Raw genomic sequence first — 13,794 nt, 5'->3', positions numbered from 1 at the left:
TTGAGTTAGCGCTTGGTCTCGCCCCATTTGAGAAAAAAGCCGACATCGCCCGGCAACCCGCCCGGCCAATCGATGATCATCGCGCTCAACGCGAAACCGGCATCCCTGAGTTGGTCGCGCCACAACTCGTAAGCCTGCCGCGGCCGTCCGGTGAGGCTGTCGGGCCAGGACGGATCCGCGTTATTGATGGCGCGTCCCTTGTCCGTGCAAACGGCGTTTGGAAACCGCATCACCATGAGTTCGGTCTGGCCGCGCTCCGCCGCCGACTTTAACTTGGCCTTGAGTGGCTGCAGGATCTCGTTCAGTCGTTCGGGAGTTAGTTCGAGCGGCTCGGACATTCGCTTGACAAGATCCTTGCGGGCTTGTTCGGCCCGATCCATGCTGTCGACGGACTTGCCGGCTTTCGCCATCTGCATCTCGACCATGTAATCCCGCAGCTCCGCGGCGGACATGAACATCTCATCCCCGAGTTCGTGGTGCGTTTTGGAGTCATCGGACTTGGTCTTCAGCGTTTCCATGACATCAATCTCCCCTATTCAGGATGCAAGTCGGGTTTTTGCAGTGCCGCTCACGCTCTGCGTCTGTCTGGCGATAACCAGTTCCTCATTGGTTGGAATGACCCAAGCCGTTGGTCCTGATCCGGCGGATATCCGCGGGCCACCATCGCGGTTGGCCGACTCATCAAGGCTCAGCCCGGCCCATGCGAGGCCGGCAATTATTTCGGCGCGCGTCGCTACATCGTTCTCGCCGATGCCGGCAGTGAAGACGAGACCGTCGAGGCCGCCGAGCGCCGCGACAAGCGATCCGATTTCGCGGGTAATGCGATAGACGAACAGATCGATGGCACGTCTTGCTCCCGCTTCCGTCGCCGCCTTCGACCGGAGAACCCGCATGTCGTTCGAAATGCCCGAAACCCCAAGCAGACCGGACTTGGTATAGAGCACGCGTTCAGCGTCCTCGGGCTTCAGCTTCATCTCCCGGATCATGTAAAAAACCACACCGGCATCGACGGCGCCGCAGCGCGTTCCCATTGGAAGGCCGTCGAGGGCGGAAAATCCCATAGTTGTCGCGACACTTATCCCTTTCTCGAGAGCACACAGACTTGCGCCGTTGCCGAGATGGGCCACGATTACCTTTCCTTCGGCGAGACTCGGATCGTACTCGCTCAGGACGGACGATATGTAGTCGTAGGACAACCCATGGAAGCCGTAGCGCCGCACGCCACGATCCCGCATCTCTTGCGGCAGGGCGAACATGCTCGCGATCTCGGATTGGCTCTGATGGAAGGCCGTGTCGAAGCAGGCGACCTGAGGCATCCCTGGCATGCGCCGCAGCACGATCCGGATCGGCTCAAGGTTATGGGGCTGATGCAGTGGCGCAAGGGGCACAAGTTCTTCAAGGGACTGAACGACGGAGTCGTCGACGAGCGCCGGACCTGCGAAAAACGAGCCGCCATGGACGACTCGGTGCCCGATCGCCACGAGCCTGCGGTCCTCCTGATGCTCACGCAGCCACGAGATGAGATGCATCAGCGCCTCCTCGTGCCCGAACCGATCGCCGGAACTCCACGTCGTCTCGTCGATGATTGTCCCGTCCGTACCCTTGACGACAAAATGCGCTGAGCCTCCTAGCTCTTCGAATAGTCCCTTGAAGTCGACACTCGGTTCGCGGCCATCATGCGTCTCGAAAACTTGGAACTTGAGGCTCGACGAACCCGCGTTGAGGACGATGGAAACGGGCGTCATGGGTCAAACCTCGGGGACGGCGAGCCGGGCCCGCTGGGCGTCGGCGACCAGCGAGGCCACCGCGCAGGAGGCCAGCCGGGTGATCTTCGAATCGGCCCGGCTCGTGAGGATGACCGGCACGCGAGCGCCGAGCACGATACCGGCGGCATCCGCGCCTGCGAGGAAGGTCAGACTCTTGGCGAGCATGTTGCCGGCCTCCAAATCCGGGACCACAAGAACATTCGCTTGCCCGGCTACCGGCGACTGGATTTTCTTGATTTTCGCGGCGCCGAGATCGATAGCATTGTCGAGAGCAAGCGGTCCGTCGAGGATGCCGCCCGTAATCTGCCCCCGGTCGGCCATCTTGCACAAAGCCGCTGCCTCAATGGTCGAGGGCAGCTTCGGGTTGACGGTTTCCATCGCCGAAAGGATCGCCACCCGCACCGGATCAACTCTCAACGCACGGGCGAGGTCGATGGCGTTCTGGACGATGTGGACCTTGTCCTCAAGCGTGGGAGCGATGTTGACTGCGGCGTCGGTAATGATGAGTGCGGTCTCGTGACCTGGAACGTCCATGACGAAGCAGTGGCTGATCCGCCGCGCTGTGCGCAGGCCGCCCTCGCGGCGGACGATCGCGCCCATGAGTTCGTCGGTATGCAGACTGCCTTTCATGAGGGCCTCGGCTTGGCCGGACCGTACCAAATCGACAGCGGCCTCCGCCGATGCGTGGCTGTGTGGAGCCTCGACAAGGCGCATTGTGGAAAGGTCTTTACGGAGCACCTCTGCGGCGGCCGTGATCTTAGCCTTCGGGCCGACGAGAATCGGCTCCATCAGGCCGAGTTCAACCGCGTCGAACACGGCTTCTAGAGACGCAGCATCGCAAGGATGCGCCACGGCGACCTTCAACTTCGGGAGGGACTGCGCGGTCGCCACGAGCCGGTCGTACTTATCGTGCCGCCGTTGATCCTGCCGGTTCACACCTTGGGCTGGAACCGCCGTCATGATTGCCTCCACACTCATTTTTAGCTTAGCGGTTGATGAGCGGTCACGATGACCGCCCCGACGTGGGGTTTGCCATGGAGCGTGCGGGAAAAAGGCTTAGGTTCTTGCCACGGCCGCCCGGGTGCGCTTGTGGCGAGTATGGTCCCTTCCAACTCTGCTGCTTGACCTGTTGGGTCACGGTATTGACAGTTTAGGACTGCGATATCGGAAACGAACCCGATGACTGTGCCAATCGACCTCGAGGCTGCCGAACGCGACGCCCTCGACGACGCGTCGTTAATCGTCTCGGTTCCAGCGGGGCTGCGGGCATCGCGAGCCACCAACCGGGGCTGTCTGGTGACAGTCAAGGCCGGAGCGACGCCGCATGATGCCCCTCGCCGCGCCAGGATTTCGGTGTCTTGCCCGACCACCGCCGAAATGCGCGTGTGAAGGCGCTGGCTTCGGAATAGCCGAGGACTGCCGCGATCTGAGCGAGCGACACTTGCGTGCCCTCCAGCAATTGACGAGCGATCTCGAACCGGACCTCATTCGTAATCGCCCTGTAACCCATACCACTTCCCTTCAGGCGACGGCTCAAGGTCCGGCGGTGCATCGCGAGAAGATCAGCAATCTCCTCCGCCGAACAGCGTGTGTTTGTCAGCCGTAAGCGCAGCAGGCGCCGGATGTCATCCGAGAATTGCGAGCCCTGTGATCCTTTCAATTGCTGCATACGCTGCTCCAGCAGATCACGCACCATGGGATCGGCGCCGGGAATCCGGATATCCAAGTCTCGGGTTGCGAAGACGATGGTAGCGCTTTCCTGGTTGAACCTCACGGGTGCCCGGAAATGGCGGCGATAAGGCTCCTGCTCTAGCGGCGGCGCCCTCGGGAGTAGGACCTCGACTGGGTTCCAGTCGCATCCGCACAGGGCGCGCAGGGCATTGACAGTAACTGCCAGCGAGCCATCCGAGATCTGGTCCGCGCTTTCGGCCTCGGGCTGGTAGACCGAGAAGGTGAACAGGGCCACATCGCCGCTGACGGTCAGTGACGGGACGCCCCCGCGGTTCTGGATGCTGAGATTCGCCACAAGGGCGCGCAGGGCATCGCCTACCGTGTCCGAATGCTGCATCAGGCGCCCGACCATGCCGAGGGATTGGATCGTGGCCCGCCGGCCGACCAGCAGCCCGAAATGCGCGCAGCTCGCGCGGGCAACGCTCAGGAGAAGTAAGCGGCCCAAAGCCGCATGCGGGATTACGTTCGTGCCGTCGTCGAATAAGCGCGGGTCAAGCCCCGCCTCGCGGATGACCGGTTCTGGGTCGATGCCAAAATCGCGCAATGTGGGCGCGATCTCTTTAGCAACGCCGAGGTGGATGTAGCCGGGAGGAAGGAGCCAGTAGGGTCCAGAAGAGACATTCGGGGGGATCGATATCGGCTTCCCTCGACTGAGGCTCGTAGTCGGGGATGCAGGCACAATGTCGTTTGTCATCGTCATGGCCTTCCGCGAATTGTAAGAATTTGTGAACCCAACTCCACTGCCGATTGCCGGTCGCCGAACCCGAAGAGCCTTGATCCAGAACAACGTCAGGTTGGATCATCGGCAATTAAGTGACCCAGGATTTAGGCCATTTCACGAAATTCGCTCACGCCTGCCCCCCGCCTGTCCCATTCGGTCATGGACCTGTCCTGAAGCGTCAAGCCGGCCGTAAATATCCGTGCAGTGATGATCGCTTGAGAAAAGGCCCAACGCAAGCGTTCGGTCCTGGCGATCCCTCACGCCTCCGCGATCCGGGTCGTGCAGAACAACGGTGGGAGGAGCCGGCCATGAGCAGGCAAGACACAAAAAAGGTGAAAGGGACATCGAGGGGCAACCCGAAGGATCGTTCCATCCCGATGAAACGAAAGGAGTTCGAGAGCGAACTGAGAAAGCTTCAGGTTGAACTTGTTCGCCTGCAAACTTGGGCCAAAGCGACCGGTGCGAGGATCATCGTTGTGTTCGAAGGGCGCGACACCGCCGGCAAGGGGGGAGTGATCAGCCGGATCACCCAGCGTGTGAGCCCAAGGGTTTTCCGGCACGTCGCCCTGCCCGCCCCCACCGAGCGCGAGAAGAGCCAGCTCTATGTCCAACGGTACATGGCGCATTTCCCCGCCGCTGGCGAAATCGTGCTGTTTGACCGCTCTTGGTACAATCGGGCCGGTGTCGAGCGGGTGATGGGCTTCTGCACCAAGGACGAATACGTACGGTTCATGCGTCTCGTGCCCGCTTTCGAAAAAGAGATCGTCGACAACGGAATTATCCTCCTCAAGTACTTTCTCGATGTCAGCCAGGAGGAGCAGCGTCGGCGGTTCGGCGACCGGATCGACGATCCCGTCAAACATTGGAAGCTCAGCCCGATGGACACGGAATCTGTGCGCCGCTGGTGGGACTATACACTCGCCTATCAAGATATGCTGCGTGGCACCGACACCCCCACATGCCCCTGGTATCTAGTGCCGTCTGACGACAAACGCCGCGCGCGCCTCAATCTCATCGCGCATATGCTCGGAACCATTCCCTACAGCAAGGTCAAGGTCGAACTTCCGCGTGTGCCCAAGGCGGGCCCCAGGCCGAAGGGAGCCGAAGACGGGATGCCCGCGGGCGACATTGTGCCGTCGCGGTACTGACGATGCACTTGCGGACGCGCAGGTTGACAACGAACCCGGCCAAGGCCGCGCCGACGGCGGCGGAACGCTGCTTCATAGGCGATGATTTTCTCGTCAGGGACAGACGTCCCAAAATCCCTGAGTTCGTTGGGGATTGGTGTAGAACCAGCAGTAGCCGGCAGCGGGCGGCGCCGAGGTGACATATGGCGTGGCGGCCGCTGCCGTCACGAAGCCAAGCGCCGCACCTGCGGCCACCGCGGCGCCAGGACGCCACCAATAGCCGGGTGGGCGGTAGCCCGGGCGAACCGCGACATTGCCCGCCGGGCCACGCGCTGCGGCTCCTCCGTAAGCTCCGCGCGCGGCGACCCCACCTTGAGGCCCACGAACCGCCGTTCCCCGTGGTCCACGTGACACCGCTCCGCCACGAGGGCCCCGAACCGCTGCCCTGGCATGCACCACTCCTTCGCGCGCGAATTTCTGAGATGTGGACGACAGGTCCGTTTTTGAGCCGATCGACATCAGAGGACTTGCTTTCATCGGCGTCCATGGAGCGGGAAGCATGCCGAAGATGCATGCAAGCCCAATGAACTTTCCAACTTTGAGCCGGCCTCGGCAGGTTTGGGGCATGCGCGTCTCCCGTACGGCCGCACTGGCCCATGAGCAGTCTGCTGAGCCGAAGCTTAATTCCTGCTCAATGCCAACAATCCGGGGACCGAACCGGTCTGCTTGACAGTTTTAGACAAGCGCTTGGCAATTGGAGACATCGGGGCGCGAAGCCTAGTGACTTCATTGCCTCGCTTCCTCCAGAATCCGGTCACTGCTGGCTCGCACCGTCAGCCTCAATCTACTGTATGCTGCAGCGCGTCCAAGATGAGCGATACTGGGCTTCATATTAGATGATCGACACGGGAGAACGCAGCGGCACGCCTGAGTGGCAACGCAGCTAGTGTGAAAGCGATCAGTCGCGGAGCGATTTGTCAGCGCAGGCTGATTTCTACCCCGCCCACGCTGGTGTTCAGCTCCAATCCGATGTTCCGACCACTCAGCTCCAGCACGACTCCTTTGGAATTTTGGAGTCGAACACTCGATGCGCCGCCACCTGCGGCAACTCCTGCGCCGAGAGCCGTATAAGTCCCGGCAATGTCGGTGGCGCGGCGCAGGTTATGAGCGCGTCCGGACAACTCCGCCTTCGATGCTCCGATAGTCGCCCCGAAACTCAAGCCCCCGACCCGGAGCGGATAGCGTTTCCCCTGAAAGACCAACGTCCCGCGACCGCCACCGATGCCGACGATGAAGCCGGCTTTTGCGATCTCAATATGAACGGTTCCGCTTGCTGCCGCAGCTGGTGTCGCCATGGCAGGCAGGAGCGCGATCATGAAAGCCGCCATGAAGCGGCCAAAGGCTTGTCGGTACGCAGTCATGGGCTCCTCCCTCTAGCGTGGACCGAGACGAAACGCACTATCATGCTCCGGTTCGATTCAGTTTGCCACAGTCACTGTCGGGCAACATGGAGGCATCCATGCCAGCCCAGCGCTGTCGGCTGCACCTGATCGGAGCGGTGTATTGGATCTTGACCAAGGGTGTGCGGGGGCAAAGCAAAGACCAAGCCGGCGAGAACCGCTCCTGGATTGCCCTCATTAGGGCACCGCATCCGGCAGGAAGAAATAGGGGATGAACACAAGGAGCCGGTTCATGAAGAAACCCCTTCTGAATCGAGCCACTCCACCGAATGTGTCTCCAGATAACTGCTCACGGCAGCACCGATTGTCGGAAAGAAGGAATCCTCACCCAGTTCCGAGAACAGGCCGAACCGCTTCAGCTTGTCCTTGACGGGGTCCTTGAGTTCCGCAAACCGCAGCTCGATCCCGGCTTTGTGCAAGGCATCGTTGAGTTCAACGAGGCTATCGGCGGCCGTGACGTCGACGCTGGTGACCGGTTCAGCCGCGACGACGACCCAGCGAACCGGCGTCGGCGACTGTGCCACCGCCTCCAGAACCCGGTCCTTGAACAACTCGGCATTGGCGAAGAACAAGGGCGCATCCCAGCGGAACAGGACCAGACCGGGTACCCGGTCGGCGCCGGGATAGCGTGTGATGTCATGGTAGCCCTCGACCCCTTTTGGTCGGCCCAACACGGCGGAATACGGCCGCCATCCGTCCCACAGGAATTCAACCACGGCGATCCCGATCGCAAGGCCGATGCCCGGGATGACGCCGAGAACGGCCACACCGGCAAAGCACACGATCGACAGCCAGAATTCCCAAGGCTGCATGCGATAGATGCGCACGAGGCCGTCGATCTCGATGAGGCCGATTGCGGAGGCAATGACAATTGCGGCAAGGGCGGGTGATGGAAGGTGCTGGAGAAGGTTGGGCGCTGCTATCAGCAGGACAGCCACAGCCACCGCGCCGACGACGCCGGTCAATTGCGTCCGGGCACCGGACGCCTCGGCCACGGGAGTGCGCGAGGAACTGCTGCTGACGGGGAAACCTTGAAAGAAACCTGCTGCCAGATTGGCGGCGCCGAGCCCGATCATTTCCTGGTTCGGATTGGTGGCGGTGCCGGTCTTCACCGCGTAGACGCGTGAAAGCACGCTCGTATCGGCGAAGGATACAACCGCGACGGCGCCACCGCCGATCAAAATGGGGACGATGTCCTCGTAAGTGATCCAGGGGATCGAGAAGGCGGGCAGGCCTTGGGGGAGCGGCCCCAGAACCGCAACCCCAGCACGGCCGGACAGGTCCAGCATGCTGACGATGAGAGTCGCGGCAACCACCGCGAGAAGGATGCCCGGTATGCGCGGCGTCCTCTTGAGGAGCAGGATCGCAGCGAGGGTTGCCGCGCCGATCGCGAATGAGGCCCAGTTCGTCTTGCCGGCAACGACGGCCTCTCCGATGGCCAACAGGTTCGTGAGGGGCCCGTCGCTCTCGATTGAGAACCCGAAGAGTTTGGGAAGCTGGCTGATCAGGACCGTCAGCGCTATGCCGTTCATATAGCCGTAGCGGATAGGCTTCGACAGCAATTCAGTGACAAAGCCGAGGCGTGCAACCCCGAACAGGATGCACACGGCTCCCGATACCACCGCCATCATGCTGGCGAGCGCGACAGCCCGATTTGGGTCCCCACCCGACAGGGGAAGAACGACACCCAATATGATCGCGGCGAGTGACGAGTCGGGCCCGAGAACCAGAATGCGGCTGGGACCGAACAGCGCGTATGCGAGCAGCGGCACGATCGTCGCGTAGAGACCGTAGATTCCGGGCACTCCTGATGCGACCGCATAGGCGATGCCGACCGGCACCAGCATGGTCGTCAACACCAGACCCGCGAAGATATCGTGAGGCAGCCAGCCTAGCTGATAGGCCCGCAGCGTGGCGAGGCCGGGCATCCAGCGAGTCCAGGCGATCCGGGTCACGTGGCTCCTCGCGTTCGACATCATGCCATCAGGAACATGCCATCATCGCACATCCCGGCCTCTCGCGGGAGACTGCGCCTTGGCTGTTTGCCTGTGATCGCCCGATGGCCAAGGCGGGGGGCCAGCGCATACCAGGCCGTTGCCTTTGACCGTGTTATTGGTTTCGGCAAAGCTATAAGAGATCTTGGTCCACCCTGCAGTTTAGACCCAGTGACCCGGCGGTGTTGCCGACAGTCGCCAGGCACAGGCTCGCCTTCTCTGTGGGAATGAACACGGCAAAACGAGTCGCGTAGATGCCACCCTCTGTCTCCGGAAGCTTGCGCGCCTCAAGACGCACAATGTTGGCCCCATATTGTTTGAAGACCTCGGCAAGCCGGGCTACGAGACCCAACTGGTCGCCGCCGCTGATGGTGATGCGGTGCGTCACGCCGCCGGCAGGACCAGGATGGGGATCGAAGGAATAAGGCACCGCCCGGACCTCGGCGCCATCGAGTTCGGCAAGCCGTTGGAGGCCTGCTTCGATCGCGTCCGGCGTGAGGCCGTCGGGCAATTCGCACAGGGCGACGAATTCGGATCTTGTTCCAAGCGCCGCGAAGGTCGTGTCCCCGAGATTCACACCCGCATTGAAGAGGTAATCGGCGATTGTCGCGACGAGCCCGACCCGGTCGGGGCCTCGGACGGAAACCAATGCAACCGACGTCATGTGTTCCTCCAAATCTGGCGCGGATGATCCGAGGGGCGAGCTTTCGGCGGCGCTCGCGAGCCAGGCAAGGCGGCGCTGGACGCAGCGATCAGGCCGTCTCGAGCGCAACCGCCGATTCATTGCCGGAGCGGGGGTCTGCCTCGGCCTCACTAGAAATTTTCTGGTCTTCCACGAGGCCGCGCGGACCGGATGGCTCAACCGCACTCACTTGCACAAAGGCGCCGGCGTCTGGATCACGCCATAACCCTTTTTATCATTGAACCACGTTAGCGTGCGCGCCGCCATCGATGCCTCTCTGCTTTTTTGCACGAAGGTGAGTGCTTGGCGCTGTCTCCTCCGCGGAGGAGTTTCACGCGGAGATCAATCGAAGCCGGATCGGTCGAGCAGGAGCTAGTCCGGACCGGCAAACGCATCCGACGCATCCCTCCGACCCTCTGTCGGGAGCGAGGACGCCCACGGTCGCTCACGGGCGATCTGAAAGCCCTGGAGGCGCGCAAGGTCGAGCTCGAAGCTGAGTTGAAAGTGCCCGCCAGCCCCCAGCAGCTCTTCCACCCCAACCTCGCCGAGATCTACCGATCTACCGCCCGAAGGTGGCGGATCTCGGCCACTTTCTCGACGAGCGATCACGAGGGACGGGGCCTTCGACCTGATCCGCAGCGCCCCCCGCCCGAGCTCCAGTCGCCCATCGTTCCTGGCCAGCCCGAACTCGGTCGGGACAGCGATGTCATGGCGACCACACTTCGCGGGACGATGATAAGGAAACCGTGTCGCTTCCCACTCCGTTCAAGCGCGTCGCACCTGTCGTATCGCCTTACAGATTTACCGGTGCTCCCGCATCCTGCGCGGCGGCCAGGAGCTGACGTAACGTCTCCCGGTCCACCGGGACGCCCCCGCGCAGGCGCTCGTCGCGCGTGGCAAGCTCCGGTTCGCCGGGCACGCGGATGTTGGTTCCCGCGCCGTCATTCTCCGACAGCACCCAGTTCAGCACTGCCTCCAGCCGTTCCCGGAACGGTCCCGCGGTTCCGAGCCGTTCAGGCGAGACGATCACCGAGAACATCGAGTTGAAGCTCCCGGCGCTGCTTCGAGGCCCCTTTTGCGTCTTTCCCCCGGGCAGCGCGCCGGCCAGCAATTCACAGGCGAGGGAGAGGCCGAAACCCTTGTGCTCTCCAAAACCCACGAGCGCTCCCGGTGGTTGGCCGAACAGAACGGAAGCATCGAGAGTGGGCTTGCCGTCGGCGTCGAGGAGCGTTCCAGGGGGCACCTTTTCGCCTTTGTTGAACGCGACGCGAACCTTGCCGACTGCCCAGCGGCTGGTGGCGAAATCGACGATGACCGGCGGACCATCCGACCGGGGGAAGCCCGCGGCGAAAGGATTGGTTCCTAGACGCGGCTTCGTGCCGCCGAACGGCGCTACCGCCGGCTCACTCACCACGTTGACGAAGTGGAGCGATACCAGGCCGCCCGCGGCGCATTGCTCGGCCCAATGGCCGATCCGGCCGATGTGATAGCTGTCGCGGAGACTGACGATGCAGGTTCCCACCTCCCGCGCCCTTGCCATTCCGAGGACCATGGCCTCATGCGCCATGACCTGCCCGGCGCCGTGCCCCGCATCGCAAAGAAGCATCGCGCCAGTGTCGAGCAGCACGGAGAGCGACTGGTTGGGAATGAGTTCGCCCGCCCTTATGCTGCGTAGATAGCCCGGAACGACGCCGACGCCGTGGGAATCGTGCCCTCGCAGGTTGGCTTCGATCAGATGCGTGGCGATGAGATCCGCTTCGCGCGTGACGGAGCCGGCGGATTCGAAGATCGAAACCACCATGGCGTGCAGCCTGTCTGCCGCGATCGTACCGCTTTTGCCCGCCTTGTGTGCCACGGTCATTTGCGAATTCCTGTCCGCCGCGAGTGGCGATGCTTCAGATGGTGGCCGTCATTCCACCGTCCACCGTCAGCACGCTGCCGGTCGTGTAGCCAGCGGCGCGAGAGGCAAGATAGAGAGCGGCGGCGCCGAGTTCCTGCGGATCGCCCCATCGGCCCATTGCAGTGCGCGCGGAAATTCGCTGCTCGAATCCGGGGTCGCTCTGCCGCAAGGAGCTGTTTCCTTCAGTGGGGAAGTATCCAGGCGCCAAGGCGTTGACGGTGATGCGCTTCGGCGCGAGTTCGACCGCTAGCGCCCGCACCAGCCCATGCAGCCCTGTCTTTGCCGCGACATAGCCGGTCACGCCGGGCCGCGCGATGAAACCCATGATCGACGAGATGAAGATCATTCGGCCGTAGCGTTCTCGCGACATGAGCGGCGCTACCTCGCGGGCGAGGCGCCAGCCAGCCGTCAGATCCGCATCGATGACATCGCGCCAATCCGCTTCGCTTTGCTCCGCCAGCGGCTTGCGCACGATCGACCCGGCATTGCTCAACAGGATGTCGAGGCGGCCATGCCGCGCTGAAATACTTTCGACGGCGGATATCACGGCGTCCGCCTCGCGGACGTCGAAGGGGGCGATCTCGGCCGACAGACCGCTTGACCTCAGAAGATCGCGCCGTTCAGACAGGGTGGCGGCCTCGCGCCCGTTCAGGATTACCATCGCGCCGGCGCCCGCGAGCGTTTGAGCCATGGCCCAGCCGAGACCGCGCGAAGCGCCCGTGACGAGTGCGACCTGTCCGGTGAGGTCGAACAATTCAGCGGGTGGAGACGGCGCAGTGAAAGCAGTCATCGGAAACCCTGTCAGGCGTATTCGATGCGAGGATCGATATAAGCGTAGAGCACATCGACCACCATGTTGATGGCCACATAGATGACCAGGATGACGAGGATGCAGCCCTGGATCAGCGGATAATCGCGCGTGCTAATAGCGGTGATCAGCAGCCGCCCGAGCCCCGGATAAGTGAAGACGGACTCGGTCACGACCGTGCCGCCGATGAAGTTCGCCATCATGAGACCGACGATGGTCACGAATGGGAGAAGGGCGTTGCGCAGGACATGGCCGCCAACGATGTCCCGTTCGCGCAGGCCCTTTGAACGGGCCGTTCGCACGTAATCGGCCTGCAATTCGCTGACGAGGGATGCGCGGAGGAAGCGCGCGAGGATGCCCGACACATAAACCCCGAGGGTCAGCGCCGGCAGCGCGATGTTTCTCAACATCTGCCAGGGGGATTCCCAGAACGGCACATAACCGGACGCGGAGGGAAGCCAGCGCAATTCGACTGCGAAGAACAGGATCAGAAGGATACCGAGCCAGAAGGTCGGCACGCCGAGTGCGAGGGCGCTCCATCCGCTCAAGATGCGATCGAGCCACGAATTTGGGAAAAGGGCGCTCGCCAAGGCGACCGGAATTCCCAGCAGAAGAGCAATCAACGCGGACGCCACCGCGAGTTGAAGCGTCGCCGGCAATCGCTGGGCGATCAGGTCCAGCACCGGCTCGCGGCTGTGGATCGAGACGCCGAGATCGCCCCTCAGGGCATCGACGAGCCACGCGCCGTATTGCACCAGAACAGGGCGGTCGAGACCGAATTGTTTGATGGCGGCGTCGATCTGCTCCTGCGTGGCATTTTCTCCCACGATCACCCCGATGGGACCGCCGGGCACAGCGTATATCATGGCCCAGATGCACAAAGAAGCAATCAGCAGAACCGGGAGAAGCTGCATGATTCTGCGCAGGACATAACCGATCATGCTTTCGCCCTCTCCACCTTGAGGTCGAGGTCTTGTCCGCCTTCCAGAAGCCACGTGAGCGCTCGCCCGATGGAGTCGAAGGACAGGATGGTCAGGGTCAGGACGATGCCCGGCAGCACGGCGTAGTAAGGCGCATCGTGCAGAAACGATTTGCCGGTCCGCAACATCTCGCCCCAGCTTGGCGTGGGGGGCGGAATGCCGACGCCCAGAAACGCCAGCGCCGCCTCGAGCAGGATCGCCACCGAGGCGAGGACTACCACCTGTACGAAAATCGGGCTCCACGAATTGGGCAGAATCGTGCGGAACATATTGTAGGTCGAGCTTCCCCCAAACGCTTCGACCGCGGTCACGAAGTCCCGCTTGCGCAACGAGAGCACCTGCGCCCGAGTGACTCGGGCGAAGCTCGGAATGCCGGTGACGCCCACGGCGATCAGTGCCGCCGCCTGGCTCCTGCCGATCACAGCGATCATCGCCATGGCGAAAAGAATCCCCGGCAAGGCGAGCAGCACGTCGACCGCGCGCATGAGGATTGCGTCGCGCCAGCCGCCGAAGAACCCGGCGACGAGGCCGATGGGGATACCGATGGCAGCGGCGATGCCGACCGCGCCGGCTGCGGTCAACAGCGAGGTTCTCGCGCCGTAGATGGCGCGGGACATGATATCGC

At 62.5% G+C, this 13,794-nt stretch carries 12 protein-coding genes; 1 reads left to right on the top strand and 11 read right to left on the bottom strand.

All coding sequences use genetic code 11. The annotated features are described in order from the left end of the window. Positions 1–5: 5 nt before the first annotated feature. From AC1DVM_RS14075 to AC1DVM_RS14060, 4 genes are all read right to left on the bottom strand, one after another. A complete protein-coding gene (locus AC1DVM_RS14075) occupies positions 6–518 on the bottom strand; it encodes a hypothetical protein (protein WP_477255115.1) in 513 nt (170 codons plus the stop codon). Between the two features lie 18 nt (positions 519–536). Then, the gene (locus AC1DVM_RS14070; protein ID WP_477255113.1) at positions 537–1,745 is read right to left on the bottom strand and encodes an acetate/propionate family kinase; all 1,209 of its coding nucleotides are present in this window, start codon (positions 1,743–1,745) and stop codon (positions 537–539) included. A 3-nt stretch (positions 1,746–1,748) separates the two neighbouring features. Next, entirely contained in the window at positions 1,749–2,726 is a 978-nt protein-coding gene (locus tag AC1DVM_RS14065) for a phosphate acetyltransferase (RefSeq protein WP_477255111.1), read from the bottom strand. A gap of 343 nt (positions 2,727–3,069) precedes the next feature. Next, positions 3,070–4,191 carry an AraC family transcriptional regulator gene (locus AC1DVM_RS14060; RefSeq protein ID WP_477255109.1) on the bottom strand — a complete coding sequence of 374 codons (1,122 nt, stop codon included), beginning with the start codon at positions 4,189–4,191 and terminating at the stop codon, positions 3,070–3,072. Positions 4,192–4,526: 335 nt separating this feature from the next. Between AC1DVM_RS14060 and ppk2 the strand changes: the two genes are divergently transcribed. Further along, complete coding sequence (gene ppk2, locus AC1DVM_RS14055) at positions 4,527–5,366, top strand: polyphosphate kinase 2 (protein WP_477255107.1); 840 nt, start codon at positions 4,527–4,529, stop codon at positions 5,364–5,366. A 956-nt stretch (positions 5,367–6,322) separates the two neighbouring features. On the opposite strand, the gene AC1DVM_RS14050 is transcribed toward ppk2, so the two are convergent. The 7 genes from AC1DVM_RS14050 to AC1DVM_RS14020 all read right to left on the bottom strand — a co-directional run. Further along, complete coding sequence (locus tag AC1DVM_RS14050; protein WP_477255105.1) at positions 6,323–6,766, bottom strand: hypothetical protein; 444 nt, start codon at positions 6,764–6,766, stop codon at positions 6,323–6,325. A 269-nt stretch (positions 6,767–7,035) separates the two neighbouring features. Further along, positions 7,036–8,733: a SulP family inorganic anion transporter gene (locus AC1DVM_RS14045; protein WP_477255138.1), complete on the bottom strand. Its 1,698-nt coding sequence runs from the start codon at positions 8,731–8,733 to the stop codon at positions 7,036–7,038. 199 nt (positions 8,734–8,932) lie between these two features. After that, positions 8,933–9,463 (bottom strand): glycine cleavage system transcriptional repressor, encoded by a 531-nt coding sequence (locus AC1DVM_RS14040; RefSeq protein ID WP_477255103.1) that lies wholly within the window; start codon positions 9,461–9,463, stop codon positions 8,933–8,935. Positions 9,464–10,274: 811 nt separating this feature from the next. Further along, a complete protein-coding gene (locus AC1DVM_RS14035; RefSeq protein ID WP_477255101.1) occupies positions 10,275–11,342 on the bottom strand; it encodes a malate/lactate/ureidoglycolate dehydrogenase in 1,068 nt (355 codons plus the stop codon). A gap of 34 nt (positions 11,343–11,376) precedes the next feature. Beyond that, positions 11,377–12,171, bottom strand: coding sequence for an SDR family oxidoreductase (locus AC1DVM_RS14030; protein ID WP_477255099.1), 795 nt, complete (start codon positions 12,169–12,171; stop codon positions 11,377–11,379). 11 nt (positions 12,172–12,182) lie between these two features. Further along, on the bottom strand, positions 12,183–13,130 hold the full coding sequence (locus tag AC1DVM_RS14025) for an ABC transporter permease (RefSeq protein ID WP_477255097.1): 948 nt from the start codon (positions 13,128–13,130) through the stop codon (positions 12,183–12,185). Then, the coding region (locus AC1DVM_RS14020; RefSeq protein ID WP_477255095.1) for an ABC transporter permease at positions 13,127–13,794 on the bottom strand (668 nt) is incomplete at its 5' end. The genes AC1DVM_RS14025 and AC1DVM_RS14020, both read right to left, overlap by 4 nt.

This window comes from Microvirga sp. P4_A5 (assembly GCF_056402495.1).
This window is presented reverse-complemented; position numbering and strand designations above follow the sequence as displayed.